The 26,960-nt window shown below is 57.5% G+C and carries 23 protein-coding genes; 21 read left to right on the top strand and 2 right to left on the bottom strand.

The genetic code is table 11. The features are described 5' to 3' along the window. Positions 1-176: 176 nt before the first annotated feature. From G7G_RS0119305 to G7G_RS0119200, 20 genes are all read left to right on the top strand, one after another. Complete coding sequence (locus G7G_RS0119305; RefSeq protein ID WP_010443106.1) at positions 177-1,853, top strand: cytochrome D1 domain-containing protein; 1,677 nt, start codon at positions 177-179, stop codon at positions 1,851-1,853. A 124-nt stretch (positions 1,854-1,977) separates the two neighbouring features. Next, the gene (locus G7G_RS0119300; RefSeq protein WP_010443105.1) at positions 1,978-3,768 is read left to right on the top strand and encodes a NapC/NirT family cytochrome c; all 1,791 of its coding nucleotides are present in this window, start codon (positions 1,978-1,980) and stop codon (positions 3,766-3,768) included. 54 nt (positions 3,769-3,822) lie between these two features. Beyond that, positions 3,823-4,224, top strand: coding sequence for a cupredoxin domain-containing protein (locus tag G7G_RS0119295; protein WP_010443104.1), 402 nt, complete (start codon positions 3,823-3,825; stop codon positions 4,222-4,224). 190 nt (positions 4,225-4,414) lie between these two features. After that, positions 4,415-5,176: a uroporphyrinogen-III C-methyltransferase gene (gene cobA / locus G7G_RS0119285; protein ID WP_010443103.1), complete on the top strand. Its 762-nt coding sequence runs from the start codon at positions 4,415-4,417 to the stop codon at positions 5,174-5,176. Next, positions 5,169-5,552 (top strand): c-type cytochrome, encoded by a 384-nt coding sequence (locus G7G_RS23365; protein ID WP_010443102.1) that lies wholly within the window; start codon positions 5,169-5,171, stop codon positions 5,550-5,552. Before cobA ends, G7G_RS23365 begins: the two co-directional genes overlap by 8 nt. Beyond that, positions 5,549-6,694 carry a cytochrome D1 domain-containing protein gene (locus G7G_RS0119275; protein WP_010443101.1) on the top strand — a complete coding sequence of 382 codons (1,146 nt, stop codon included), beginning with the start codon at positions 5,549-5,551 and terminating at the stop codon, positions 6,692-6,694. The genes G7G_RS23365 and G7G_RS0119275 overlap by 4 nt, the downstream gene beginning before the upstream one ends. A 1-nt stretch (position 6,695) precedes the next feature. Continuing rightward, the gene (gene ahbB, locus G7G_RS0119270) at positions 6,696-7,685 is read left to right on the top strand and encodes a siroheme decarboxylase subunit beta (RefSeq protein ID WP_010443100.1); all 990 of its coding nucleotides are present in this window, start codon (positions 6,696-6,698) and stop codon (positions 7,683-7,685) included. Next, on the top strand, positions 7,682-8,131 hold the full coding sequence (locus G7G_RS0119265; protein ID WP_010443099.1) for an Lrp/AsnC family transcriptional regulator: 450 nt from the start codon (positions 7,682-7,684) through the stop codon (positions 8,129-8,131). The genes ahbB (G7G_RS0119270) and G7G_RS0119265 overlap by 4 nt, the downstream gene beginning before the upstream one ends. Then, positions 8,128-8,610 carry a siroheme decarboxylase subunit beta gene (ahbB, locus tag G7G_RS0119260; protein WP_010443098.1) on the top strand — a complete coding sequence of 161 codons (483 nt, stop codon included), beginning with the start codon at positions 8,128-8,130 and terminating at the stop codon, positions 8,608-8,610. The genes G7G_RS0119265 and ahbB (G7G_RS0119260) overlap by 4 nt, the downstream gene beginning before the upstream one ends. A 3-nt stretch (positions 8,611-8,613) precedes the next feature. Further along, positions 8,614-9,828, top strand: coding sequence for a heme d1 biosynthesis radical SAM protein NirJ (gene nirJ / locus G7G_RS0119255; protein ID WP_010443097.1), 1,215 nt, complete (start codon positions 8,614-8,616; stop codon positions 9,826-9,828). Then, complete coding sequence (locus G7G_RS0119250) at positions 9,803-11,356, top strand: nitrite reductase (protein WP_010443096.1); 1,554 nt, start codon at positions 9,803-9,805, stop codon at positions 11,354-11,356. The genes nirJ and G7G_RS0119250 overlap by 26 nt, the downstream gene beginning before the upstream one ends. Further along, positions 11,313-11,576: a hypothetical protein gene (locus G7G_RS0119245; protein WP_010443095.1), complete on the top strand. Its 264-nt coding sequence runs from the start codon at positions 11,313-11,315 to the stop codon at positions 11,574-11,576. Before G7G_RS0119250 ends, G7G_RS0119245 begins: the two co-directional genes overlap by 44 nt. A 105-nt stretch (positions 11,577-11,681) precedes the next feature. Further along, entirely contained in the window at positions 11,682-12,146 is a 465-nt protein-coding gene (locus G7G_RS23360; protein WP_010443093.1) for a DUF2946 family protein, read from the top strand. 44 nt (positions 12,147-12,190) lie between these two features. Beyond that, positions 12,191-14,314 carry a NosR/NirI family protein gene (locus G7G_RS0119230; RefSeq protein WP_238528840.1) on the top strand — a complete coding sequence of 708 codons (2,124 nt, stop codon included), beginning with the start codon at positions 12,191-12,193 and terminating at the stop codon, positions 14,312-14,314. 15 nt (positions 14,315-14,329) lie between these two features. Next, positions 14,330-16,237: a TAT-dependent nitrous-oxide reductase gene (gene nosZ / locus G7G_RS0119225; protein ID WP_010443091.1), complete on the top strand. Its 1,908-nt coding sequence runs from the start codon at positions 14,330-14,332 to the stop codon at positions 16,235-16,237. Between the two features lie 3 nt (positions 16,238-16,240). Then, on the top strand, positions 16,241-17,497 hold the full coding sequence (locus tag G7G_RS0119220) for a nitrous oxide reductase family maturation protein NosD (protein ID WP_010443090.1): 1,257 nt from the start codon (positions 16,241-16,243) through the stop codon (positions 17,495-17,497). After that, positions 17,487-18,380 carry an ABC transporter ATP-binding protein gene (locus tag G7G_RS0119215; protein WP_010443089.1) on the top strand — a complete coding sequence of 298 codons (894 nt, stop codon included), beginning with the start codon at positions 17,487-17,489 and terminating at the stop codon, positions 18,378-18,380. Before G7G_RS0119220 ends, G7G_RS0119215 begins: the two co-directional genes overlap by 11 nt. Continuing rightward, entirely contained in the window at positions 18,377-19,198 is an 822-nt protein-coding gene (locus tag G7G_RS0119210; RefSeq protein WP_010443088.1) for an ABC transporter permease, read from the top strand. The genes G7G_RS0119215 and G7G_RS0119210 overlap by 4 nt, the downstream gene beginning before the upstream one ends. Beyond that, positions 19,195-19,710 (top strand): nitrous oxide reductase accessory protein NosL, encoded by a 516-nt coding sequence (locus G7G_RS0119205; protein WP_010443087.1) that lies wholly within the window; start codon positions 19,195-19,197, stop codon positions 19,708-19,710. Before G7G_RS0119210 ends, G7G_RS0119205 begins: the two co-directional genes overlap by 4 nt. Further along, a complete protein-coding gene (locus G7G_RS0119200; protein ID WP_010443086.1) occupies positions 19,707-20,603 on the top strand; it encodes an FAD:protein FMN transferase in 897 nt (298 codons plus the stop codon). The genes G7G_RS0119205 and G7G_RS0119200 overlap by 4 nt, the downstream gene beginning before the upstream one ends. Before the next feature lie 1,290 nt (positions 20,604-21,893). Here G7G_RS0119200 and G7G_RS0119195 read toward each other — a convergent pair. Beyond that, entirely contained in the window at positions 21,894-24,026 is a 2,133-nt protein-coding gene (locus tag G7G_RS0119195; protein ID WP_010443085.1) for an alginate lyase family protein, read from the bottom strand. Between the two features lie 1,180 nt (positions 24,027-25,206). Between G7G_RS0119195 and G7G_RS24430 the strand changes: the two genes are divergently transcribed. Beyond that, positions 25,207-25,371, top strand: coding sequence for a hypothetical protein (locus G7G_RS24430; RefSeq protein WP_010443083.1), 165 nt, complete (start codon positions 25,207-25,209; stop codon positions 25,369-25,371). A gap of 223 nt (positions 25,372-25,594) precedes the next feature. On the opposite strand, the gene G7G_RS0119175 is transcribed toward G7G_RS24430, so the two are convergent. Continuing rightward, positions 25,595-26,797 carry a glycosyltransferase family 2 protein gene (locus G7G_RS0119175; protein WP_139056628.1) on the bottom strand — a complete coding sequence of 401 codons (1,203 nt, stop codon included), beginning with the start codon at positions 26,795-26,797 and terminating at the stop codon, positions 25,595-25,597. Between the last annotated feature and the right edge of the window lie 163 nt (positions 26,798-26,960).

The following is a 26,960-nucleotide window of genomic DNA, read 5'->3' as shown; positions in this document are numbered from 1 at the left end:
CGAAATCAAGCACCCGGAGAAACATGACCCTAAAACATAGGTTTTTCTCATAATTTGAAGGCTAATCAGGACCTTCATTTTCCAGTTTGCGACCCTTCCGTTGACTTTCGTCAAGGAGTGATCGGCGCCAATGTTTCAGGCTGCAACCTGCCTCACCACGCAAATGGAGAGTGATCATGTCACTTGGAATCAGCTACGATAAGACCGGCCGCGCCTTTGGGGTCGGTTTGGCAATGCTGCTGGGCTCTGTCGCCGCGCCAGCATTTGCCGAAGAGCCAACGTTGAGCGACGAAGCATTTGAGTCGTCCAAGCAGCTCTATTTTGAACAATGCGCAGGTTGTCACGGCGTTCTGCGCAAAGGTGCGACCGGTAAGAACCTGGAACCACACTGGAAAAAAACTGCAGCAGACGGCACCGTCACAGAAGGCGGTACGCTTCAGCTGGGTCAGGAGCGTCTTGAAAAGATCATCGCCTGGGGAACCGAAGGCGGGATGAACAACTTCTCGGACATTATGACCGAGCAGGAAATCAAGGATATGGCGACATATATTATGATGGAGGCCCCCAAGCCGCCGGAAATGTCGCTGGAGCAGATGAAAGAGACCCGCAAGGTCTATGTGGAAGAGGCCGACTATCCGACCGAGCCGCTGCATGGCCGCAACTGGGAAAACTTCTTCGTCGTCATCGAACGTGACGTGGGCAAAGTGGCTGTTATCGACGGCGACACCAAAGAAGTGCTAACCCACATCCCGACCGGTTATGCCGTACACGTTCTGAAAGCGTCTGAGCACCACTCGATCACTGAGCCTGAGCATCCCGGCCGCTTCTGGTACACGATGGGCCGCGACGGCAAGATGACCAAGATCGACCTCTGGCAGAAGCCTGAGAACATGTTGGTTTCCGAGGTCAAAATCGCCTATGACGCACGCGACGTTGCCGTTTCCGGCGACGGCAAATACGTCATCGGTGGTGGCTACTGGCCGCCGCATTTCGCGATCGTCGACGCGCAGACCATGGAACCGGTAAAGGTCGTTTCGACACGCGGCACCAACGTAGACGGCGAGTATGTGGAAGAAGCCCGCGTAGCCGCGATCTACACCACGCCGAACGAACCCACCTGGATCGTTGCCGTGAAAGAGCTCGGCCAGCTGTGGCAGGTCGATTATACCGACCTGGACAACCTGCGGATCGACAAGATCAACTCGGCCAAGTTCCTGCACGACGGGTTCTTCGACCCGACAGGCCGGTACTTCCAGATCGCCGCGAACGCGTCGAACAAGATGGTCGTCGTCGACACCGAGACCCACAAGCTGGAAGCGATGATTGACACTGCAGCCCTGCCGCACCCGGGACCGGGCGCCAACTGGGTCGACCCGAACTGTGGTCCGGTGGCTGGTACAACCCACCTTGGTGTTGGTACCGTAACGGTCTGGGGTAACGACCCCGAAGGTCATCCGGATCAGGCCTGGAAAACCTGCTACGAAGTGGAAACAGACGGCCCCGGCCTGTTTGTCCGTACCCACCCGAACTCGGACTACATCTGGGCTGACCAGACTAAACACCCCGAGCCGGAAATTCAGCAATCTGTTCAGGTCATCTCGAAAGAGACCGGTGAGATCGTGAAAACCATCCAGATCACCGAAGACGAAGGCAGCGCTGCTGTTCACTTCGAATTCAACGCGGATGGAACCGAGGTCTGGGTCTCCAAATGGAACCTGTCGGATTCGAAAGAACCCAATGGTCAGATCGTAATCTTCGACGCCAAGACACTGGAAGAAATCGGCCGCATCGAAGGGCTTTATGCTCCGACCGGTAAGTTCAACGTCTACAACCGTTCGAACCACGTCACCTGACGGTTTGAGAACCAACACCGGAAAGGGCGGGCCCCTCGCCCGCCCTTTCCTCGTTTGACCCATCAGCCAAACTCACCGGCCTGCCATCAAAGGCCAGATAAGAAAGCCAAAACGGAGCACGGATATGACCTCCGAACCGGATAAGAAAAAACCGATCTGGCGCCGGTATTTCCTGTGGGGAATGCCCGTGGCCGGTATTGCCGCAGCTTTTGTCGGCGGCATCATCTTCTGGGGCGGGTTCAACACCGCCATGGAAGCCACCAACACCAAAGATTTCTGTATCTCGTGCCACGAGATGCGCGATTTCGTCTATGAGGAATATACGGGCACGATCCATGACGTGAACCGTTCCGGCGTAGGCGCTGTCTGTTCCGATTGCCACGTGCCCAAGGACTGGACCCACAAGATCATCCGCAAAATCAAGGCGTCGAAAGAGCTGTACGGCAAGATGGTCGGCACCATCAACACACGCGAAAAGTTCGAAGCCAAGCGTGTACATCTGGCAATGAACGAGTGGGAACGGATGAAGTCCAGCGACTCGCGCGAGTGTCGCAACTGCCATGACTTCGAGTCGATGATGCCCGAGTTCCAAAAACCCCGTGCGCGTCAGCAGCACCTGAATGCGATGACCGTCGGGCAAACCTGTATCGACTGTCACAAAGGGATTGCACACTCGGACGCCCGGGATCGGGCTGACGAGGAGTATCTGGAAAAGCTTGAGGCCCCGAACCCGTCCTTTATCCGCGAGATACCGCCGGAATACCTGGCCAGCCTGGAACGGATCGAAGCCAAAGAAGCTGCCGAAGCTGAGGCCGAAAAAGCTGCCAAACAGGCACAGCATGAGGCCGTGCAGGCACAGATTGCGGCGGCGGTGGATGCGGCGGTGGCCGAGGAGCGCGCCAAAGCCGGCGGCGAAGAGGCCGCAGCGCCTTCGGGTGGTGGAGGTGGCAGCGATGTCGGGTCGGATATCGATTGGAACGCTGTGGCCGCCGCAGATCTCAAGCTGTTCTACCCCGGTCAAGCTTCGTTTGAATGGGTGCAGAATGGCAAATTCCACGGTGGCGCACGGCCGCTGACTAAAGGAGGTGATCAGTGCACGACCTGTCACGCCAAAGAGCTGGATACCATCGGCAACAAAATCGTCGCAGGTGGTGAGCTTGAGCCGACGCCGATCCCCGGCAAACGGGGTGTGATCAATGCGACCGTACAGGCCGCGCATGATGATCAGAACCTCTATGTCCGACTGCAGTGGCCGGATGCCGGGCACAATCCCGCACCTTTCGTTGATGGTGGCAAAATGGACCCCGACAACCAGATCAAGGTTGCCATGATGATCACCGGCACAGGGATCGAACTGGGCGAACAGGTGGGGTGTTGGGCGTCGTGTCACGCCGATAACAGCTATATGCCCTTTGATCCGGGTGCCGAGGCGATTGCCGCAAATGGCGATGTCTCGGGTCGGTTGAACACGCAGGACACGGTGACCAAGTACATCAGCGAAAGCCGGACCGAGGTCGAGATCAAGGGCCGTCGTGGCAAGGCGCTGGGTGGCTGGGACAAACTGCAAGCCGCTGAGCAGATCGAGCAGTATCTGGCCGACGGAACCTATCTGGACCTGATGCGCGTCTATGCAGACGGCAGCGCCACCAACGGTTATCTGCTGGAACAGCGCGTGGTTAATGACGGCGAAATCGCCGCCTCGGCCAGCCTCGACGCGGGCATGTGGACCGTGGTCTTCACCCGCCCACTGAACTCGGGCGCGCCTGGTGACGTGCCGCTGGAGGTCGGTCAGACCTACACAGTCGGCTTTGCTATCCACGATGACTTTGCCGCCGCACGGTTCCATCACGTAACGCTGGATACCAGCCTGGCACTGGATGACGACAGCGCCTTCATCAACGTGGTCAAACAATAAGGAACAGGGGCCGGGCAAACCGGCCCCTTTCGCTTAGAAGAGGAGACTTGGACGATGAAACCCCAACACCTTCTTCCCGCTTTGCTGTTTCTGGCCGCACCTGCCTGGGCGGATGAGACCGCTGAGCTGTGTGCTGAAGCCGAAGAGCGTTATGCCGAGCTGTTTGGTCAGCCCTCATCCTCCGTTGAGGATGCGGAAGTGGTGCTGATGTACAAATACACCTTCTGCCCGGTCGAGCTGACCGTGAAAGCAGGCACCACGGTGCGCTGGGTCAACGTGGACAAACGCACCAGCCACTCGGTCCTGCTAAAAGATGGCAGCGAACCCGAAAGCGACAGGCTGTTTCCTGAGGAAACGGTTGAACTGACCTTCCTCACCCCCGGCCCGCAGGAATATTTGTGCGGACCCCATTGGGAAACGCAGAACATGATCGGCATGATCACCGTCGAACCCTGAGCCGAGGCACCATACAGGCATGAGAGAGAGGAGCGCGGGATCAATTCCTGCGCTCCTTAACTTTAGTCAAGGAGGTTCCTTTTCGATTTCGCCAGTCTGGCCGCATGACACGCCCGGCTCACCCAGCAACGTCCCCTGATCGCGCAGGAATTCCGGGCTCCGAAGACATTCAGACCAAGCGAGTTTGCACATGAGCGGTAAGGTTTTTCTGATTGGCGCAGGCCCCGGTGACCCTGAACTGATGACCCTGCGCGCATTGCGGATGCTGCAAGAGGCAGATGTTGTTGTTTATGACCGTCTGGTCTCGACCGATATCCTCAACTTGCATGCCGAGGGCGCACGGCTGATCCCGGTTGGCAAGGCCCCCAAATGCCATACGGTGCCGCAAGATCGCATCAACGAAATCCTCGTCGAAGAAGCCAGCGCCGGTCACACCGTTGCGCGCCTTAAAGGCGGCGACCCGATGATCTTCGGGCGTGGCTCGGAAGAGGCGGCGCATCTGATGGCTAACGGCATCCCGGTCGAATATGCGCCGGGCATCACCGCCGCACAGGGGGCCTCCTGTTCCACCGGCGTGCCGCTGACCCATCGCGGGCTGGCGACCTCGGTGCAATATGTCACTGGGCATCGGCAGGCCGACAAGGTGCTGGATCTGGATTGGAAACGTCTGGCCGACCCGGATTCGACGCTGGTTGTCTATATGGGCGTCGCCAATATCGGCCAGATCGCCATGGGTCTGATGACCGAAAACCTGCCCGGCTCGACCCCGGTTCTGGCAGTGGGCAAAGCGACCACACCGGATGAACGCCGCATGGTATCCCGGCTGGATCGATTGGCAGCGGATGTGCGCGACGCTGATCTGAAAGCACCGACGCTGTTCATCATCGGCAAGGTCGTATCGCTATACGCAGAACGGCCCGTGGCCGAACTTTTGGAGCAGGCGCATGGCTAAGTTTGGTTCCAGGCAATCAGGGGGCAGTCGGTCGCTGCCCGATGGTGCTGCCAAGGGTCCAGGTTGGACCGCGCGCGCTGTACTGACAACGGCTGTGCTTGTGGCCACATCTGCCTTTGCCGCCGACACTCTTGACCCCAACGCGCTGAAACGTCTTGTCCATCAGGACTGCGGCTCGTGCCATGGGCTGTCGTTGAAAGGCGGTCTCGGCCCTGATCTGAGATCCGAGACACTGGAGCACTACGACGCGGACGTTCTGACCGGCGTGATTCTCGATGGCATCCCCGACACCGCGATGCCCCCATGGCGTCCTTTGATCAGCGAAGAAGAGGCTGAATGGATCGCGCGTTATCTGCTGGCACAGGAGGCACAATGAAACAGCTCATTCTTACTCTCGCCACCACTTTGCTCATGACCACAGCCCAAGCTGAGCCCACCGCGACGGGCGATCTCGGTCTTGTCATTGAACGCGCCAAAGGCTCAGTTCTGCTGGTGGACCAATCCGACCGCGCCGCACTGGCCCGGATCGAAGGGTTGGGCGATCTGTCCCATGCCTCGCTGGTCTACTCGCCCGATGAACGCTTTGCCTATGTTTTCGGGCGTGACGGTGGGCTCACCAAAGTAGACATCGTCACCCGCCAGATCGTGAACCGCGTCGTTCAGGCGGGCAATGCCATTGGCGGCGCGATTTCGGATGACGGAAAACTGGTCGCCGTATCGAACTATGAACCCGGTGGCGTGCGTGTCTTTGACGCCGAGACGCTGGAGATGGTGGCCGATATCCCAACTGACAGCAAAACCATCGGTCTGGTCGACGCACCGGGTCGCCGGTTTGTCTTTACCATGTGGGATACGGGCGAGACCTGGATCGCCGATTTCGCCAAGGGTGACCCCGCAATTACCAAGATCACCGATATGGGCAAAAACCCCTATGACGCGCTGATCACCGCAAACGGCCGCACCTATATCACGGGTCTGTTCGGCGAGGACGGCCTGACCGCGCTGGACCTCTGGGCCGAGACGCCCGAACCCATCCGCGTGCTGCCCAACTATGGGCGCGGACAGGAAGAGATGCCGGTCTACAAGATGCCCCACCTCGAAGGCTGGGCGCTGACCGGCCGCGAATTCGTGCTGCCGGCTGTCGGCCATCACGAGGTTCTCTGGATCGATTCCGACACCCTGACCGAGACCGGGCGCACGCAGACCCACGGCCAGCCGGTCTTTGCCATGGCCCGACCCGACGGTCGGCAGGTTTGGGTGAATTTCGCCCACCCGTTGAATGATACAATTCAGGTCATTGATTCAGTGAGCAAGGAAATCATCCACGAGTTCAAACCCGGCCCCGCCGTGCTGCATATAGAATTCACGCCTCGAGGGCATGAGGTTTGGATCAGCGTCCGCGATGCCAACAAAGTCATGGTCTACGACACCCAGACCTTTGAAAAGCTGCGCGAGATTGAGGCCGACAGCCCCTCGGGCATTTTCTTCACCGCGCGTGCGCACAGAACGGGGCTTTGACATGCAGCATATCACCGACCCGATCGACCGCCGTCTTCTGGACGATTTCCAGCGTGATTTTCCCATCGTAGAGCGCCCGTTTCAGGTTCTGGCCAACGCGCTTGGGCTGGAAGAGGCCGAAGTGCTCGATCGTCTTGCGCGGATGCGCAAAACCGGACGCATAACGCGGGTTGGCGCGACGATTGCACCCGGCGCGGTTTCCGCCAGTACGCTTGCGGCTGTGGCGGCTCCGGAAGAACGGCTGGAAGAGGTCGCGGCGCTGATCGATGCGGAACCCGGTGTGAACCACAATTACCAGCGCGAGGATGACTGGAACCTTTGGTTCGTGGCCACCGGCCCGGACCGGGCACATGTGAACGACACCCTCGCCCGGATCTCGCAGCGCTCGGGGCTGCGGGTTCTGGATTTGCGGCTAGTGCGGCCGTTCAACATTGATCTGGGCTTTCGTATGTCGGGCGAGACCCGCAATGCTCCTGGCCCGCGGAAAGTGGATCGTTCAGCCATGCGAGAGGGCGACCGACCCCTGTTGCAGGCCCTCAGTTCTGGCCTGTCGCTGGTCTCTGATCCTTATGCTGCGCTGGCTCGGACCCTGAACCGCGACACAGAAGACGTAATGGATCGCGTAGCCGCCTTGCACCGGGCCGGGATCGTCTCTCGCCTGGGCGTCATCGTACGCCACCGCGCTTTAGGCTGGTCCGCCAATGCAATGGTGGTCTGGGATATGCCGGCCGAGCAGGTCAGCAGCGCTGGCCCGGCACTGGCAGCGCATCCCGGTGTGACACTGTGCTATGAGCGCAACCCGGTCGAGGATATCTGGCCCTATCGCCTCTATTCCATGATCCATGCGCGTTCGCGCCCTGAGGCAATGGAGGTTTTGGCCGGGGCCGCCGCCCTGCCCGAACTATTTGGTGCGCAGCGCAAAGTACTGTTCTCGACCCGCTGTTTCAAACAGACCGGTGCGTTAATCCAACCGAAGGAGGCCGCCGCATGACGCTCGACGACACCGATCGCGCGATCCTGAACCGGATGCAGGATGACCTGCCGCTGACAGCGCATCCTTACGCTGCAATTGCCCAGGAAATAGGGATCGCAGAGTCCGACCTGCTGGCCCGCCTGACCCGCATGAAAGACGAGCGCGTAATCACCCGCTTTGGTCCCTTCTTTGACGCTGCTGCGATGGGTGGAGCCTTCTGTCTGTGCGCCATGGCCGTGCCCTCACAGGATTTCGAAAACGTCCTGACCAAAGTCAATGCGCATCCCGAGGTTGCCCATAATTATGAACGCACGCATCGGCTGAACATGTGGTTCGTTCTGGCGACCGAAACACCCGAAGGGATCGCAGCCACAGCCGAGGCTATCGAACGGGAAACCGGGATCGCGGTCCTGCAATTCCCCAAACTTCAGGAATTCTTCATCGGCTTCCGGGTGGCGGCATGATCGACGAAAAAGACCGAGAGATTATCGAGGCGCTGCAAGGCGGCCTGCCCCTTGTGCCCGCCCCCTTCGCCCAGGTGGCCGACGGCTTGGGCCTGGATGAAAAGACTCTGATGTCCCGTCTGGCCGATATGAAATCGCGCGGTGTCATCCGGCGCATCGCTGCGGCCCCCAACCACTATAAACTGGGCATGACCTCGAACGGCATGACTGTGTGGGATGTCGAAGATGGCCGCGTTGCCGAACTCGGATCGCAGATCGGTGCCCTGCCCTTCGTCACCCATTGCTATGAACGCCCGCGCGCCTTGCCTGACTGGCCTTACAATCTGTTCGCCATGGTTCATGGCGCTGACCGGGATGAGGTCGAGGAGAAGCGTGCCGAGATTGCCGCCATCCTCGGCGATGCCTGCCGGGCCAAAGATATCCTTTATTCCACGCGCATCCTGAAAAAGACCGGGCTGCGCCTGAAAAAGAAAGGCTGAGATATGTTCCGCCTGACCGAATACATGCACCAGCTCGTGAAACCGACCCCAGTGCGCAGACGCCGCCCCGGCCCGGTGAAACCGGTGGTGATCTGGAACCTGACACGGCGCTGCAACCTGAAATGCCGCCATTGCTATACCGTCTCGGCGGATGTGGCGTTCCCGGGTGAGCTCAGCCATGAGCAAGCCATGGTAACCCTTGAGGATCTGGGCCAGTTTCGCGTCCCGGCCTTGATCCTCTCGGGTGGGGAACCACTGGATCGGTTCGACGTCTACGATATCGCCAAACGCGCCCGTGAATTGGTGCCTATGCTGGCGCTGTCGACCAACGGCACACGGATTTACGACGAAACCGCCGATATGATTGCCGACGTGGGCTTCAACTATGTCGGCATTTCGCTGGACGGCATCGGAGCCACGAATGACTGGTTCCGAGGAGTCGAAGGCGCCTTTGCCGACGCCCTGCGCGGTGTGCGCGAATGCAAGAAACGCGGCATCAAGGTGGGCCTGCGGTTCTGCCTGACCGAAGGAACGCAACATCACCTGCCTGACCTGCTGCAGCTGTGCGATGATGAGGGAGTCGACAAGTTCTATCTGTCTCACCTTGTCTACGCCGGGCGCGGCGACAAAAACCGAGGCGAAGATGCCGAGCACCTGCGCACCCGTAAGGGTCTGGACCTCCTGCTGGAACGTGCGTGGGAGGCTGCGTCTGGCGGTCGTCCGCTGGATATCGTGACCGGCAATAACGACGCCGATGCCGGGTATTTCCTGAACTGGGTCCGGACGCATTTCGACGATGACAAAGCCGCCCATGTGCGCGAGCATCTGGCCGCGTGGGGCGGGAACTCCAGCGGGCTGGGCGTGGCCAATATCGACAATCTGGGCCGCGTGCATCCCGACACTTATTGGTCCGATTACACAGTCGGCAATGTGAAGACCAAATCGTTCTCAGAACTTTGGACCGGTGACGACCCGATGCTGGCCATGCTGCGCACCCGTCCGCGTCCTTTGAAAGGGCGTTGCGGGGCCTGCCAGTTAAAGGACGTCTGCGGCGGAAACACCCGCATCCGGGCGCTGCAACTTACTGGTGATCCGTGGGCCGAAGATCCGGCCTGCTATCTGTCGAACGAAGAAATCGGCGTGGATGGCGCGAGCGAGCGCCTGCAGGTCACGCCGTTCCGGGGGAAAAGCCATGATCCGGCGCATCAGTTCTTTTGACACTCTGAAAATCGGCGCTTTCTGCTCGCTACTGCTAGCGGGCACCGCATGGGCCGATGCTCCATCTGATTACGCCGAGCATTGCGCCTCATGCCATGGCGAGAACCGTCTGGGTGGGGTCGGTCCGGCGCTTATTCCCGAAACGCTGAAACGGATGCGAGGGCCGCGTGTGGCCGCTGTGATCGCCGAGGGGCGTATCGCGACACAGATGCCGGCGTTTTCGTATGAACTGGACGCGCTGCAGATCGAGGAACTAGCAGGGTGGCTGAAATCACCGCTGGAGACCGATCCCGAATGGGGCGAGGCCGATATCATGGCCAGCCGAACTCTGGATGAGGATTATATCTCAGTCGATGCCCCGGTCTGGGGCAGCGATCCTATGAACATCACTCTGGCCGTTGAGACCGGCGATCACCATGTCAGCGTTCTGGATGGGGATACTTTCGAGGTTCTGGACCGGTTCGAGACACCTTTTGCCGTGCATGGCGGGCCGAAGTTCAGCCCGGACGGGCGCTATGTCTTCATCATGTCCCGCGATGGCTGGGTGCAGAAATATGACATCTGGGCGCTGAAACAGGTGGGCCGCGTGCGTGCGGGCTTGAACAGCCGCAACATCGCCATGTCAGGAGACGGCAAGTGGGTGGCCGTGGCGAACTATTTGCCGAACTCTCTGACACTGCTATCCACCGAAGACCTGTCTGTAGCGAAAGTCATTGATGTAAAAAGCAAAAAAGGAAAACCCAGCCGCGTCTCGGCGGTCTATCAGGCACCGCCGCGCGAAAGCTTCGTTCTCGCGCTGAAAGACGTGCCCGAGATTTGGGAAGTATTCTACGGGGCGAACCCACCGCAATCCGGTTTGGGGCATGATTTCCGCATTGAGGGTCAGTTCAAGAACCCCGATCCCTTCCCGGTGCGCAAGATTACCACGCCCGATTATCTGGACGATTTCTTCTTTGATCAGAGCTATGAATACGTCATGGGCGCCTCGCGCGATGGCAAGGGCGGGCAGGTGATCGATCTGGTGATTGGCCACAAAGTGGCTGATCTGGACCTGCCTGGGATGCCTCACCTAGGTTCGGGGATTACCTGGAAACATGGCGACTCCACCGTGATGGCGACGCCGCATCTGACCGATGGCACGGTCTCGGTGATCGACATGGAGACATGGGAAACCGTCAAGCGGATCAAGACCGAAGGGCCCGGCTTTTTCATGCGCAGCCATGAGAATTCGCCTTACGTCTGGGCCGATGTGTTTTTTGGGCCGAACAAGGACGCCATGCATGTAATCGACAAGCAAAGCCTTGAAATCGTAAAAACTTTACGCCCTGCGCCAGGCAAGACCGTGGCGCATGTGGAGTTCACCAAGGATGGCAGCCACGCGCTGGTTTCGATCTGGGAAGATGACGGCGCGGTGATCGTCTATGACGCGCAGACGCTGGAAGAGGTCCGCCGCCTGCCGATGCGTAAACCGTCTGGGAAGTACAATGTCTGGAACAAAATCACCTTCTCGGAAGGCACCAGCCACTGAGGATAAATGGCCGGTCTGGAAACTGGCCATCCTGCTTTACCCGGCCACGGCTCTGACCGTGGCCATCAACCTGTTTCTGGCCGGGCTGATCCTGCACAGCGCTGGATTTGGTGCCATCGGGCCGGTGCCCGCGATCCTGTGGTCGATCCCATTGGGCATACCTGCCGCGTGGTTGGCGGGGCGTTGGGTGCGCGGGTTGATGGATGAGGCAGATAGTTGATTTCAAATGTTAAAATCGAAAGTTTCCAGAACCTGACCTAAGTCAAGTATCGCGCCGAGAGAATCCCCTAGAACACGCAGCATAGCTTCCCGAGTCGGAGTCTCCATGCCTGCCCTCGTCCCTTTGCACAATCTCCCTGCCCGTGCGGTTCGCGCGGCAGCTGGGTTGGCGGGCATGCTCCTTCTTTTGTTGCAGACCTTTGGACCGGCGCTGGCGAGTCCCGGTGAAAGTGTCTGGGTGGAGATCTGCTCGGAAGGCGGCGCGGTCTGGGTTGAGGTTGACCTTGAGGAGGACACCGAAGACCCGACCGCGTACTGCCCGAAATGCGCCGATTGCGCGCTGTGCGCGGTCACCAGCGCGGCACCCGTGCCCGAGCTGGCGCAAGTGCCGCAAATCGGAATCTTCCGTGTTGTACAGGTTCAGAACAGCAAATCTTCCTTGTTGTACAACTCGGATCGGCTGTGGCCCGAAACCCGGGGACCCCCGTGCCCGACCCAAGAAACAACTGAACGCGCCCCGCGCGCGTCCATGGCGTCCACCCTAAGTATCGGAGGTGCGCCGTGGTCGTAAGTCGCGCAATCCATTTCCTGCTGGCCCTTGCCCTGTCCTGCCTGATGGCGATCAGCGCCCATGCCGACAGCCTTGCCAGCTTCCTGCCCGATATCGAACCCGCCGATCTGGCCCCCGGTGCTGATGCCTTCGGGCCGGTCCGTGATGACGTTCCGGTTGCCCCCGTCCTGAAGGGCGGCGAGACCGTTGCCTGGGCCTTCCTGACTTCTGACTTCGTGGGCACCACCGGATATTCCGGTAAACCGATCCATGTGGTTGCCGCCATCGATGACGACGCGGTGCTGACCGGTGTGCAGCTGGTCAAACACTCGGAACCCATCGTTCTGATCGGCATCCCGAACTCGAGGATGGTTGAGCTGACCGAAGGCTATGCCGGTCTGGACCTGAAGGTTGAGGCCGAAACCGGTGGCGAGGGGCATGACCTCGACATTATCTCGGGCGCGACAGTGACGATCATGGTGATCGATGACAGCCTCGTGCGTGGTGGGATCAAGGTGGCGCGTGCGCTGGGGCTGGGCGGATTGTCTCCGCTACAGGCAGACGGGCCGAAACGCGAAGTCGATATGGCAAAGGACGCTGTATATGACTGGGCAACGCTTTCGGGCGACGGCTCGATACGGCGGCTGACACTGGATGTCGGTCAGGTCAACGCAGCTTTTGAAGCCACTGGCGATCAGCGCGCCATCAAACGCCCTGAACCGGGCGAGCCGGATGACACATTCATCGACATGCACGTGGCGCTGGTCTCGGTTCCATCGATCGGCAAATCACTGTTGGGCGAGGCCGAATATCAGAACCTTGTCGAATGGCTGGACGAAGGCGAACAGGCCATTCTGGTGCTGGGGCGCGGGTCCTACAGCTTCAAGGGATCAGGGTATGTCCGCGGCGGAATCTTCGACCGGATTCAGCTTATACAGGGCGATAATTCGGTGCGGTTCTTCGACAAGCAGCAAGAGCGCCTTGGCCGGGTTGCCGCCCCGGATGCGCCCAGTTTCACCGAGCTAGATATATTCAAGATCCCCGCCGAAGCCGAGTTCAACCCCGCCGAGCCGTTCCGCCTGCAATTGCTGGTGCAACGGGCCGTGGGTGCGGTCGAAAAAACCTTCCTGACCTTCGATCTGGGCTACAAGCTGCCCGAGCAGTATCTGTTGCCAGTCGCAGTCCCCACTGTTGTGGATGACGCCACTGGCGAAGCCGCAGCAAAAGCCGCCTTGTGGAAACGCATCTGGAAGGATCGCACGGTCGAGATTGCCGGTCTGGGCGTCATGTTGTTGGTGCTGACCGCAACCTTCTTCTTCCAGTTCCACGCCACGATGAACGCCCGGGTCTTTTACTGGTTCCGCATCGGATATCTGACCCTGACGCTGTTCTTTATCGGCTGGTACGCCAATGCGCAGCTGAGTGTTGTGAACCTGATGGCGCTGGCCGGCAGCCTGCGCACCGGTTTCAGCTGGGATGCCTTCCTGCTGGATCCGCTGGTCTTCATCCAGTGGTTTGCCGTGGCCGCCGCCCTGCTGTTTTGGGGGCGCGGGGCCTATTGCGGCTGGCTGTGCCCGTTTGGTGCCCTGCAGGAACTGACCAACAAGATCGCGCGCGCACTGAAAGTGCCACAATGGACGCTGCCATGGGGACTGAACGAACGCCTATGGCCTGCGAAATACATGATCTTCCTTGGTCTCTTCGGGCTCAGCTTTGTCTCGATCCCGCTGGCTGAGACCTATGCCGAGATCGAGCCCTTCAAGACTGCGATCATTCTGAAGTTCATGCGCGACTGGCCCTTTGTGGTCTTTGCGCTGACACTGCTGGGAATCGGGCTGTTCATCGAACGGTTCTATTGCCGCTACCTCTGCCCGCTGGGTGGAGCGCTGGCGATCCCCGCCCGAATTCGCATGTTCGACTGGCTGCGCCGCTACAAGGAATGCGGCAGCCCATGTCAGACCTGCGCCAACGAATGCCCCGTTCAGGCAATCCACCCAACTGGTGAGATCAACCCGAACGAGTGCGTCACCTGCCTGCATTGTCAGGTGCTCTACCAGTCCGAGGACAAATGTCCCGTCGTTATCCGCCAGCTTAAGCGGCGGGCCAAGACAGGGTCGGTCAACCTCAAGACCCCCCTCGGGCAACCACCGGCGAACCATCCGAACGCCAAACCGCAATCCGTTTCCTAAAAAGGAGGAACGATCATGTCGGAACAAGACAACAAACTGAACATCACCCGCCGCGGGATGCTGGGGGCAACCGCCACCGGTGCCGTGCTGGCCGGGACCGGCCTGGGTTCGACCCTGATGACCGCGAAACAGGCCAGCGCTGCGGCCAATGCCAACCTGGAGCCCGGTGAACTGGACGAATATTACGGCTTCTGGTCCTCGGGACAGACCGGCGAATTGCGCATCCTGGGCTTCCCGTCCATGCGCGAGCTGATGCGGGTGCCGGTGTTTAACCGTTGCTCTGCAACTGGCTGGGGTCAGACCAACGAGTCGCTTAAGATCATGACCGATGGCTTGCTGCCGGAAACCAAGGAATTCCTCGCCAAGCGTGGCATGAAAACCTATGACAACGGCGACCTGCACCACCCGCATATGTCGTTCACCGACGGCACCTATGACGGCCGTTACCTGTTCATGAACGACAAGGCCAACACCCGCGTTGCCCGTGTGCGTTGCGATGTGATGAAATGCGACAAGATCACCGAGATCCCGAATGCCAAGGCGATCCACGGTCTGCGTCCGCAGAAATTCCCGCGCACTGGCTATGTCTTTGCCAACGGTGAAGATGAAACTCCGCTGGTCAATGACGGCTCCGTGCTGGACGATCCGTCGCAATACGTGAACATCTTCACCGCGCTGGACGGTGACACCATGGAAGTTGCGTGGCAGGTAATCGTGTCGGGTAATCTCGACAACACCGACTGCGATTATCAGGGTAAATACGCCTATTCGACCTCGTACAACTCGGAAATGGGTATGAACCTGGCCGAGATGACCGAGAACGAGCTGGATCACGTCGTTGTCTTCAACCTCGCGGAAATCGAAAAAGGCATCGAGGCTGGCGACTATCAGGAACTGAAAGGCGTCAAGGTTCTGGACGGACGTAAGGGTCAGAACAAGAAATACACCCGCTACATTCCGATCCCGAACTCGCCACACGGCATCAACACCGCGCCTGACGGCAAGCACGTCTGCATCAACGGTAAGCTGTCGCCGACCGTATCGATCATGGATGTGACCAAGCTGGACGCCCTGTTCGAAAGCGATGCCGATCCCCGGTCGTGCATCGTGGGTGAGCCGCAGCTGGGTCTTGGCCCGCTTCACACCGCGTATGACGGTCAGGGCAACGCGTTCACCACGCTGTTCCTCGACAGCCAGATCGTGAAGTGGAACATGGACAAGGCGATCCGCGCCTATGCGGGTGAGGATGTCGATCCGATCATCTCGAAGGTCGATGTGCATTATCAGCCGGGTCACAACTCGACTTCCATGGGTGAAACCAAGGATGCCGACGGCAAGTGGCTGATTTCGATGAACAAGTTCTCGAAAGACCGCTTCCTGAATGTGGGTCCGCTGAAGCCTGAAAACGAACAGCTGATCGACATCTCTTCCGACGAGATGAAAGTGGTTCACGACGGGCCGACCTTTGCCGAGCCGCATGACTCGATCATCGTTCGCAGCGACATCGTTAATCCGGTCAACGTCTGGGACCGCAACGACGTCACATGGGAAGACGCCCGCAAACAGGCCGAAGCCGATGGCATCGATCTGGAAGAAGGTGCTGAAGAACCGATCCGGGATGGCAACAAGGTGCGGGTCTACATGACATCGCAGGCCCCGACCTTCAGCCTTGAGAAGTTCACCGTCAAACAGGGCGACGAGGTAACAATCTACGTCACCAACCTGGATGACGTGGACGACGTGACCCACGGCTTCTGCCTGGGCAACTACGGCATCGCCTTCGAGATCGGGCCAATGGCAACCGCGTCGATCACCTTCACTGCGGACCGTCCGGGCGTACACTGGTTCTATTGCCAGTGGTTCTGCCACGCGCTGCACATGGAAATGCGCGGCCGGATGCTGGTCGAGCCGCAGGGAGCATAACCCATGCGTTGGTCCCTGCTCATACCGCTCCTGCTCGGCTCGCCCCTTTGGGCGGCGGACTGGGATGTGCCCAACCGGGCGGGGGCCATCAATAAAACATTGGCGCAGGCGGCGGATGGGGACACCCTCCGCCTGAGCCCCGGTGTCTACACCGAAACACTGGTTCTGGACCGGCCCGTAACCCTCGACGGGCTGGGACAGGCCACCATAGACGGACAAGGCAACGGCAGCGTCATCACCGTGACCGGACCGGGCGTGACCGTGCGCGGTTTGACAGTGATCGGCTCGGGCTCAAGCCATGAGGGTATCGACAGTGGTATCCAACTGACCAAAACGGCTAAGGCGCCCGTGGTCGAGGATAACGTGCTGCTGGGCAATCTTTACGGCATCGATATTCACGGGGCCAAAGACAGCATCGTGCGTGGCAACCGGATCGAAGGACGTTTGGATCAACGGATGAACGACCGCGGCAATGGCGTCTATGTCTGGAATGCCCCCGGCGCAGTGGTTGATGGCAATGACATCCGGTACGGGCGCGACGGAATCTTTGTGAACTCGTCCAAGAAGAACACCTTCACCAACAATCTGTTCCGCGATCTGCGCTTTGCGGTGCATTACATGTATGCGGACAACTCTGTCGTCAGTGACAACGTCTCGATCGGCAATGATCTGGGTTATGCGGTGATGTTCACGACCAATGTGACGGTTGCCAACAACGTCTCGATCGGCGACCGCGAACACGGCGTGATGCTGAACTACGCCAACAAGAGCACCATCACTGGAAACGTGGTGAAAGGTGCTAAGGAAAAATGCACTTTCCTCTATAACTCGAACAAGAACGAATTCACCGACAACTGGTTCCAGGGATGCGGCATCGGCATCCACTTTACCGCTGGTAGCGAGCGCAACCGCATCGTTGGCAATTCATTCATCGGAAACCGGACGCAGGTGAAATATGTCTCGACCAAATGGGTCGAGTGGTCCGAAGACGGGCGTGGCAATTACTGGTCCGATTTCGCCGCTTATGATGTGGATGGCAACGGCATTGCCGATGCCCCCTATCGCCCCAATGACAGTATGGACCATGTGCTGTGGACCCAACCCTCAGCCAAATTGTTGCTCGGCTCCCCAGCCGTGCAACTGGTGCGCTGGTCTCAATCGGCCTTCCCGGCGCTGTTGCCGGGGGGTGTGATGGACAGCAATCCATTGATGCAAGCCCCTGAACCCCCAGCTATGAAAAAGGTGCCTCATGACGGATAAGGCCCTGTCAATCGACCATGTTCTCAAGGACCGTGGAAAAACCCGCGTTCTTGACGATATCACCCTGTCCCTTGCCCCCGGCCAGCGCGTTGCGCTGCTGGGCCATAACGGCGCGGGCAAGTCGACCCTGATCAAATCTATCCTCGGCCTGACGCCGATCCATGGCGGAGCCATTCGGATCGGGGATGCCACTCCCGGTAGTGCTCAGGCACGGCGCGAGACGGCCTATCTGCCCGAGGCGGTGTCATTTCATCCCGCGCTAACCGGGCGTGAGCAGTTGACCCTGTTTGCGCAGCTTTCAGGCGCAAAAGCCGATGTGTCCGGTTTGCTGGATCGTGTCGGCCTGAGCGACGCTCTGGACCGTCGGATCGGCACCTATTCCAAAGGCATGCGGCAACGTTTGGGCCTGGCGCAGGTGCTGTTGGGCCAACCGAAAGTGGCCTTGCTGGATGAGCCGACAAGCGGGCTGGACCCGATTTCTCGGCAGGACCTGTACGCCATCATCGACGAACTAGCTGCCCAAGGCACCGCCGTTCTGATTGCCTCACACGCGCTGACCGAGGTCGAGGCGCGCACCGACCGGATCGCCATTATGCGCAAGGGTCAGATGGTCGCCGACGACACCCTGAACAATCTGTCGGCTCTGGCCGGTCTACCGATCCGCTTGAAGGTACGCGCCAGCGCCAATCCGGATCTGCTGGCCGCTGAACTGGGCGGCAGCCGGATCAATGGGGCATCTGTTGAATTGCTCTGCACTCCCGAAGACAAGATGGAGGCCCTGCGCCGGATCGCCGGACTGGGCGACGCGGTAGCGGATGTGGAAATGACCCCGCCCAAGCTGGAAGATCTCTATCGCCATTACGCACAGGAGGATTTGCAATGACCCGCTTCCTCGCCATCACCCGCACCGAGATGCTGATCCTGCGCCGGAACCGATGGCTGCTGGTCGCCACGCTGATCATGGTGCTGTTCGCCTTGGCTCTGACCTTCGCGGGCAGCGCGCCAACTGGCACGCTGGGAGTCGACATGTTGACCGTTTCGGTCGCTTCGATGACCACGCTGTCGGTTTATCTTGCGCCGCTGTTGGCGCTGATGATTGCTTTTGACGCCATCGCCGGCGACGTGGATCGCGGCAGCTTGTCACTGCTGCTGTCTTACCCGGCTGGGCGCGGAGAAATCCTGTTGGGCAAGTTCACCGCCCATCTCGCCGCGCTGGCCTTTGCCATGACCATCGGTTTCGGCACCGCAGGTGCAGTGGCCACCTTCTTTGGCGGCGCTGGGCCGGACAGCTTGATTGCTCTGGCACGCCTCATCCTCACTTCGATCCTGTTGGGCGCCGTGTTTCTGGCGCTGGGATACCTGCTGTCCGCCCTGGCAAAGGGGGCCACGGCGGCGGCGGGTTTGTCGGCCGGGCTCTGGCTGGTTTTTGTCGTCCTCTATGATCTTGGGCTGTTGGGAGCCGTCGTCATGGACAAGGGCGGCACTTTCACCCAATCCGTCTTTCCTTGGGTGATGGTAGCCAACCCGGCCGACGCATTCCGTCTGTGGAACATCGCCGCGACCGAGGGCGTCGCTATGGCATCCGGCATGACCGGGGCGGCGCAGGCGCTGCCGGTCTGGGCTGCACCCGTCTCACTGTTGATCTGGCCGGTGATAGGCTTTGCACTCGCCCGGATCGCATTCCGGAGGGTCGAGCCATGAAGCGTCTCGCCCTGATCGCATTGGCCGCGCTGGCGGCCTGCAAGGAAGAGGTCGCCGAGGCCCCCGACCCGGTTGATCTGACCCCAGATGCGCTGAGTTATTTCTGCCAGATGAACATCGCGGAACATGGCGGGCCCAAAGGTCAGATTCATCTTGAGGGCTATCCTGCACCTTTGTTCTTTGCGCAGGTGCGCGACATGCTCGCCTATCTGAAAAGCCCCGAACGCGATGCCAAGATCACCGCTGTTTACGTCAGCGACATGGGTGTCGCCCCCAGCTGGGGGCAGCCGGGCATCTCCAACTGGATCGCAGCCGATGGTGCGACCTTTGTCGTCGGCGCAGATGTCGCCGGAGGCATGGGCGCGCGCGAGGTCGTCCCATTTGCGGAACCCACCGAGGCCGAATCGTTTATCCTGCGCTATGGCGGGTCTGCTTTGCCCCTGCCCGAGATCCCCGATGCCGAAGTCCTTGGACCCGTCGATCTGGACTTGATTCTGGAGACCCCCGCATGACCCTTTTGACTCGCCGCCGCTTCCTGACCATAACTGCCGCCTGCGCCGCTATGCCCGCAGCCGCCAGCGGTTCGGCCCAATGGCACGGCATCGCGCTGGGCGCACCTGCCAGCCTGCGGCTTGAAGGCCTGACGGATGTACAGGCCGCGCCGATCTTTGCCGCGGTCGAGGCCGAATTGAACCGGCTTGAGGATATCTTCAGCCTCTACCGACCACATTCGCAGATCAGCCAGCTGAACCGCACCGGTCACTTGAATGCACCTGCGCCTGAGCTACTGGAGGTGCTGAGCCTGTGTTCCGTGCTTCACGAAGCCTCGGACGGGGCGTTTGATCCGACGATCCAGCCGCTGTGGCTAGCGCTGGCCAGCGGAGCGGAGCAGCCAAGTGTGGAACGCGCGCACGCAACGATTGGATGGAACAACGTGCACGTCGGTTCGGATGGAATCCGCCTGCCATATCCCAGACATTCGGCGATCACGTTGAACGGGATTGCGCAAGGTGCGATCACCGACCGGATTGCTGCTTTGCTGCGGTCCTTCGATCTGCGCGATGTATTGGTGGATATGGGTGAGGTCGCCGCTCTTGGCCAGCGATACACTAGCGTACCATGGCGCGTGGGGCTGGCCGCCCCCGATGGCACGGTGGCCAAACGAATCAGGCTTCAGGATCGAGCTGTCGCAACCTCAGCGCCCGGCGGTACGATGTTACAGGGCAAACATGGCCATATCCTGAACCCGAAAGGGCACAAAGTTATGCAACGCGCAGTATCAGTATCCGCGGCGCGGGCCGCTGTTGCCGATGGACTATCAACCGCCCTTTGCCTGACTCCGGATAGCGGAGCAAACGCGCTGGCGTCGCGGTTTCCAGGGGCGAAAATCGAGATGCTACTCTGAGCCACAAGAGCGGCGGGCACCTCAAAAATATCTAGCGCTCGCTTTGGGGAGCCCCGTTACGGTCGGGATATTCAGTGAATGGTTTTGTTGGAGAATTATGTTCGCCAATGTGAATTGATTTTGACGGCTGGCCAGTGAGATGGAGGGGTTTGCACCCATCAACGAACCGCATTGTATTGATGCTTTAGCCAAGTTCCCCGAGGAGGCACGCCAACATCGAGCTATGATTTCATCGAGTGAATATTGCAAGCACAGTGACTGATAGAGAGTTCCTCTAACCGCCCTTAAGCGTCTAATAGGGTTAAGTTTTTTCATACACTTTTTACTCATTGAAATGCGTCGAGTAGCAGATTGTTGGCGCATTTCCTCAAATATTTGCATCGATCCGAACGAAGGCGCTGTCCGCTTGAGGCGGACGAAGATCAGTAGATCTGCACGATTACAACCTACAAAGCTCCGAAATCGCGCGAATTGTTAACGCAATGTTAACGATGCGTTTTCGATCCATTCAAAGACATTCCGGCATACTAACAGTATGTTATGTCGCCGACGATTATACGGCACCTGCCAAACTTTCTAGATTGGAAGACCCGATGTTAAACTTCTCTCTAAACTTCACGGTTGCCTCAATTGGGATCTTTTCCGGCTTTCTAACAATATATACTTTTTTGTGATCGGCTCAGGAACTGATGTTCGAACCATCAACCCCAAACAGTGCCGCCGCAAATGCATACCGGCTGAAACGCTCCAATTCGGAATATGACGTAGCGATGTGGGCAGCCTGCGCTTTAATGGCGCTGCACAAAGACGAGCCGGCCGCATTGCAAGAATATGCATGTCTCTGGGCGAGCAGAGCGAAATTAGACGGATCAAAAAGAAGTCACTCAGAGCAGTCATCAAGTGGACAGCCCGGCGATTAAAAGGCAACAACCTAAATGGACTAAAATTCCGCCTCAAAGCTAAATATCTGAGGCTAAGCTGTGACCCTGCTCGTGGATCCCGATCGTTTGGACGTAAAAGCCGTTTCTGCCTCTTCGTATTGATTGAATTGTGGTCAATGCCTGCCAAGCGGAACCACTGAATAACTCAAACGAAGCAAGCATGAGGAACACCGAGATTCGCCTAATAATCTGAAACTAGCCCGCCAACAAAAGTGCGCGCTCGCTTTGTGTTATGGTCGATCCTGCAGTTTTTGATGATCTTTCGTGCTTTGGCGAGATTGCAGCTGTCGGCAATACTGCAAGCTCCTTAGCTGACGCAGCATTTAAGGATGCGCTAGTTACTTTTTTCTCAGCGCCCTAGCCTTGTCAAACGCCAGAACGGGGCAACCCCATCATGAGGAAAAAAACTGACAGGCCCATCACTTTCCGCGCGTCCGAGGATATCCTCACCTGTTTGGTTCTTCAGTGTCTCATTCAAAGGTAGCAATCTATTGCTGTCGAATGGCTTGATCTGGGGGTGCTCCCAGTTTTGTTTTGACAGCATCAACATGCGGCGTAGTCCAACCCGCACCCTCTCGCCAGCTTCACTCTGCCAAGGGCGCAGCCCTGCAGCTGAAAGAAGGTCGAACAGGTTAACCCAACTCTGTAAATTGAAAGCCCAATAGTGCTGCGTCAGCGTGCGCTGCAGTTCGTGCGGTTGATCTCCATCAGGGGTGATCGTAGAAATTGCGCGGGCTTGCGCTCGTAAGTCAATGGCTTGCAGAATATCTTCTTTTTCCAGAAATGCGGCAAGACTGGCGGCCTGCAAGTCATAGCATGTCCCGTGGTTGTTGGCTGCTCTGCATTCTTGGCGACCTTGCACACTATCAGTGAACCAATCAAAAAACTCCGAGCTCCACTCTTTCATGCGGTCGGTTATGTGCGAATCTCTAAGAAGCCGAACCGCATCAAGAAGAAAATAAAAATCTTTGGTTTCAATAACCCCATGGGCAGCCCCCATGTTACCCTGGTGACCCAGCCGAACCTGCGCATAAGAAAGGTTGGGCTTCATGCCAGTTTCAGCGTCCAGAAACCACGTCCTCAGAATTGAGCAGGCGTGTGCGTGGAAACTCGGATCGGCGTCTTGTAATGTACTCGCTAATGCAAGGGCTGTGGTGTCGTCGAAGACGCGTTGCAGACGTGTTCGGTCGAAGCGGCCACTCTCTGCTTCATAAAGTTCCGTGCCCGGCAATCGTTCACCGTCGCGCCTGACATAGGGCAAACCATCTTTCGAATTTGGGTTCGGCCACCAATATGGCGCTGGATGAAAATAGTCGCGAAGATCGCCAGAGGGGCCGGGCTCGGGTTTTTGCGTAACCGAAAAGGGCCCTCGGTCTAAAGCCTGCTGTGCAGCTTCCCGAACAGCTGCCCAATCTTCTGACTGTGCCGGATCAGCCGTGGTCAGGTCATAAGTCAGGGCTTGGTCTTGCGCTAGAGCCGCACGGACTGGACGCATCGACAACATGTCCAAAGTCGAACGGATCGCAGCAGCGCGTGCGAGACCACGGTTAACAAATGCCTTCCGATCAGCCTGTTCAAGGTGGGCTTTTCCTGACGCCAGCCGCGCGACCCAACCGGCTTGCCCAACCCGATGACCATCAGGGTGAACTCGGCGTGGCGGAATGTCGAAATCTTCCACAGGCCATCGCTTCCACGGACCCTCGATACCAAGATGCATGAAAAGCTCAACCTTTGGACGACGACCATAGGGAAGGTCCTCGTTGAACCTCAATGGTGCATCGCATCGAAAAACCAATTGGGGCTCTTCTTCCGCAGAAAAGGTATTGTTAGGTTCCAGCAAATCTTGATTGTTGGTGATCCTTGCCATTGGAACAACAAAATATCGCTTGTCCCGGGCCTCTAAGATGTTCGAATGCAGCCGCGCCCATCCTGAGGACGTAAGGAAGCAATTCCCATCAAAAGGCAGCGCCCACTTGCCGTATTCCAGACAAAACTCGAGAGCTGCATTTCGTGCACCGTTGTTGTGCATCACATAGTTATTGCGGACGCGGTAAGCCTGCATAATTGCCTGCGTCGTGCGCGTACTGGTTGAATCTATTTCAAGATGTCCGTCGTAGAACATATCAGGCTGTTTGAACTTATCGAAGCTGTACCCGATAGACTGATATTCTTCTGGATCAAAGGCGATACGTCGATAGGTCTGCCCTCGTTCCTCAAGTAAGCTGATAATCTTTGCTTCAGTCTCGGTGTTAAATATCCTGTTGAGCAACCATAACTTTTTTACGCCATCGAATTCTGGTTCATTGTCTAAAATAAAGCGCACATTTGAGAGACTTTGGCCAACCTTGTGCCTTGGCTCGAGATCGTTGCCGACAATCCGACAGAGCGCGAATGTATCCGCCAAATCGTTGATCTCAGATTCCAGTTTTGGATCAATGAGCTCTTGTTTCACATCACGCAAAGTACCGCTTATGTCACCCATCCGCTGCACGCTGAAAGAAGTGTTGATGCGGTTGCGCCTAATGTCTCGCCGATATCGGTGCAGCCTGTACAGCAGGTAGAGAGGGAACAAAGCTATGATCGATATTCGAATTAGCGGGGAGCTTCGCTTGAAGTCAGATTTAAGTTGTTCGAGCAAAGCTTGCCTCCTGTTAGATCACTTTGAAACGCATATTGACTTTGTTTGATCTCAACAACCAATTCAAAGGCGGGCGTGCGCTCATGATTGGTTAGGCTCTTCTGAGACTTTGTTCGCAGGAGTGCCCCACTTGATGTGTTTGTGTGTTTGAATGCACGCTTGTTTTTGATGTAGCAAGCGGCGTTGCTGAATTGTTGGTTTCTTGATTTAGTACCTTTCTCTGATGGGGATTTATTGCGCCCGAAGTAGATATCGTCGGGTATATATTGTTAAGGCTCTCGTGGTTGTGCTGGATATTATGGGAATTGACGAAAGAGTCGAACTGACGTTCATATTCACCAGGCAAACTGTGGTTTTCTGGCGAGGCTCGTTTTTATTGGCCCGGTGCCATCGTTAGATTTTGTCCCGGTATCTGTTGTCAGGATGAGTGGGTGACTTCGCCCGCTCGCGTGGTTATGCGGAGCTTCCAGAAAATGATCTAATAGATGCAATCATCCAGGATCGAGCTCAGTCAATACCAACCCTAACCGATGATCTTAAAGCAGGTGAAATCGGCCTGTCACATCTGGTTGACGGCCGTGGTCCTATCCGTGTGCCAGTCAGCAACCTCGATCACCATATATTTCGCCGCAGTGAACAGGTCAGCTTTTCTCGGAAATAGGTAGGCTAATAATCCAGATTTGAAATACCGCTATTCATCGGTGTATTTCTTCGTCATTTCCTGATTCGGCAGCACCCCGTGTTGCAACCCGAACTCGATAAATTCGCCTTGGCTCCGCTATGGGAGGCAGCTAGAGAATGACATTGGGCCCGGGGAACGATCCACCAGGGCAAGTAAGCCCTTACGAGCCTGCGATCTTACCACCAATACCGTTATTCACTTTTGCATCGGCGGGTTTCCAAGGTCAAGTCGGCCCTACATGCGACGGTTCGGTCTGTGTGCTTTGTCTGGGCAGCGCGGATCCCTGTTGCACCACCTACGCAATGTGACGTCATGGTATGACTTCGTTGAGGCGGGTGGCTTTTGACAGACTATTTAGGCATGGACCCGTTTCAGTTAGGCTTGGGTATCAACACCATTGAGCTTGGTGGTCTCAACCAGAGGATAGCCGATTGCGGCAGCCGCGCGACCGGCATCGGAGCCGACAAAAAGGGAATTTCTTCCGCCCAAGAACACACAGCGGATTGAACCCTAGGCTGAGCATTGTTCAGTTCAAGCAACCCATTTGTCAGGTATCTTCGCATTTTCTTCTTTCAACCATGGCATAGCGGATCGAATTGGCGTGATCAATTTGACTGGAAATTCGGTCCAAATGGGTGTCAGCATTCTTTGGTCGGACGGCAATTAATGTGACAACTCCAACAACCCATTACCGTGACGACTAGGTCGCGACCAAAAGTCTCAACCCAACCTATCCCTGAACTTTCAAGATGTCACTTTGCGGGATAACCATCCCCTCAGGTGCCTCGAACTCCCGAGTTAGATTGCTGAAAGAGCGATAGAGTATTTCGTTCCTGTGCTCTTGATGCCATTTCTTCCAGCTGTCGCGATATTCGACCCGAATCTGAGAGGGACCGTCTCGGTTGCTAATCCCGGATGCCGGATTGTTGGTAAGACTGCCTTTTTCATTGAGGCAAAGCATTGTGCAAGCACGGTCTTCCACCACCGAGTTTGGGAATGCACGCTCGACACGCGCCAAGAATTCCATATCCGCGCCAAAGCGAACGCTGTCCCAGTATCCAACAAGCGAGAAAACCTCTCGCCTTAACATCAGCGAAATCATGGCGCGGCGCAAAATGCCATCAAAGCTGTGATTTGCAATGCGCGATAGATAGTTCGGGCGGCCAGTTTCGTCCAAACGGACCATGTGCCCGTAGGCTCCAACCAACGAATGGTCATGCAGCAAAGGCCGCACTTGGCGCTCTAAACGGTCCGGTAGTGCCAGATCATCTGCATCATGGCCAGTAATGAAATCGCCCGACGCAACAGCTAAGGCTCGATTCTTCGACACATAGGGACCCACATTTACCAGGTTGTTGAGAACTTTGAGGCGTGGTTCTTGTTGTGCCAGACCAGCCAGTATTTTAGCCGTGCTGTCTGTGCTGTTGTCGTTGACGACAATCAGTTCGAGGTTTCTCCAAGTCTGCTGGAGTATTGATTGCACCGCCAATCTGATCGTGGTCTCAGCATTGTGTGTCGGCATCAGGACCGATATTTTTGGCTGCGAGCCAACCACGGGTGGCAAATCCTCAAAGCTGATACGTAAGAACCTGGCATCTGTTCCAGGTTTCAACCTGATGACAGAATGACTGTGTCGTTTCAGCCAGGCATTCATGTTCTCAGTCCACGCCACATCATTTGTCGCTGCAATTGCTTTGAAAAGTTCTGTAGTTCCGGGCGAATGGTAGAAGTCATTTCGCCTGAGATAAGAAAGCGTCTTCTCGAGTCCATCAGATAGAAGCATGTCGTAGGCTGTGATGATGCTGCTATTTAGGTCTGCTTTCCTTTTCTTAGTAAGAAACAGAATTCCGGGTTTTCGAAGAACTCTTAGGAAACGAGCCCAGCGCGATAGTTTTCGGCTAGTTCTTACCCTTTTTCTGCCAAGAAAACTCACCTGTACCCTCCTAGGGTTAAGAACACATAGGTACAAAAATGGAACTCTATCTCCGCGCGGCACCGCGACCGCCGGAATTGCGGGACGTAAGCCTGGCGAAACTAATACGGCAAGTCGGGAAACTCAACAAAGGTTGCTGTTGCGCAGCTGCTTGCCTACCCGA

Origin of the sequence: Ruegeria conchae (genome assembly GCF_000192475.1) — a bacterium.
Classification (GTDB): Bacteria; Pseudomonadota; Alphaproteobacteria; order Rhodobacterales; family Rhodobacteraceae; genus Ruegeria; species Ruegeria conchae.
The sequence above is the reverse complement of the archived record's forward strand: the minus strand, read 5'-3'. Positions and strand labels throughout refer to the sequence as shown.

Excerpts from the sequence above, each read along its gene's own strand:
- G7G_RS0119305 (WP_010443106.1), top strand. The coding sequence starts at position 177 with ATGTCACTTGGAATCAGCTACGATAAGACCGGCCGCGCCTTTGGGGTC.
- G7G_RS0119300 (WP_010443105.1), top strand. The coding sequence starts at position 1,978 with ATGACCTCCGAACCGGATAAGAAAAAACCGATCTGGCGCCGGTATTTC.
- G7G_RS0119295 (WP_010443104.1), top strand. The coding sequence starts at position 3,823 with ATGAAACCCCAACACCTTCTTCCCGCTTTGCTGTTTCTGGCCGCACCT.
- cobA (WP_010443103.1), top strand. The coding sequence starts at position 4,415 with ATGAGCGGTAAGGTTTTTCTGATTGGCGCAGGCCCCGGTGACCCTGAA.
- G7G_RS23365 (WP_010443102.1), top strand. The coding sequence starts at position 5,169 with ATGGCTAAGTTTGGTTCCAGGCAATCAGGGGGCAGTCGGTCGCTGCCC.
- G7G_RS0119275 (WP_010443101.1), top strand. The coding sequence starts at position 5,549 with ATGAAACAGCTCATTCTTACTCTCGCCACCACTTTGCTCATGACCACA.
- ahbB (WP_010443100.1), top strand. The coding sequence starts at position 6,696 with ATGCAGCATATCACCGACCCGATCGACCGCCGTCTTCTGGACGATTTC.
- G7G_RS0119265 (WP_010443099.1), top strand. The coding sequence starts at position 7,682 with ATGACGCTCGACGACACCGATCGCGCGATCCTGAACCGGATGCAGGAT.
- ahbB (WP_010443098.1), top strand. The coding sequence starts at position 8,128 with ATGATCGACGAAAAAGACCGAGAGATTATCGAGGCGCTGCAAGGCGGC.
- nirJ (WP_010443097.1), top strand. The coding sequence starts at position 8,614 with ATGTTCCGCCTGACCGAATACATGCACCAGCTCGTGAAACCGACCCCA.
- G7G_RS0119250 (WP_010443096.1), top strand. The coding sequence starts at position 9,803 with ATGATCCGGCGCATCAGTTCTTTTGACACTCTGAAAATCGGCGCTTTC.
- G7G_RS0119245 (WP_010443095.1), top strand. The coding sequence starts at position 11,313 with ATGTCTGGAACAAAATCACCTTCTCGGAAGGCACCAGCCACTGAGGAT.
- G7G_RS23360 (WP_010443093.1), top strand. The coding sequence starts at position 11,682 with ATGCCTGCCCTCGTCCCTTTGCACAATCTCCCTGCCCGTGCGGTTCGC.
- G7G_RS0119230 (WP_238528840.1), top strand. The coding sequence starts at position 12,191 with ATGGCGATCAGCGCCCATGCCGACAGCCTTGCCAGCTTCCTGCCCGAT.
- nosZ (WP_010443091.1), top strand. The coding sequence starts at position 14,330 with ATGTCGGAACAAGACAACAAACTGAACATCACCCGCCGCGGGATGCTG.
- G7G_RS0119220 (WP_010443090.1), top strand. The coding sequence starts at position 16,241 with ATGCGTTGGTCCCTGCTCATACCGCTCCTGCTCGGCTCGCCCCTTTGG.
- G7G_RS0119215 (WP_010443089.1), top strand. The coding sequence starts at position 17,487 with ATGACGGATAAGGCCCTGTCAATCGACCATGTTCTCAAGGACCGTGGA.
- G7G_RS0119210 (WP_010443088.1), top strand. The coding sequence starts at position 18,377 with ATGACCCGCTTCCTCGCCATCACCCGCACCGAGATGCTGATCCTGCGC.
- G7G_RS0119205 (WP_010443087.1), top strand. The coding sequence starts at position 19,195 with ATGAAGCGTCTCGCCCTGATCGCATTGGCCGCGCTGGCGGCCTGCAAG.
- G7G_RS0119200 (WP_010443086.1), top strand. The coding sequence starts at position 19,707 with ATGACCCTTTTGACTCGCCGCCGCTTCCTGACCATAACTGCCGCCTGC.
- G7G_RS0119195 (WP_010443085.1), bottom strand. The coding sequence starts at position 24,026 with ATGGGTGACATAAGCGGTACTTTGCGTGATGTGAAACAAGAGCTCATT.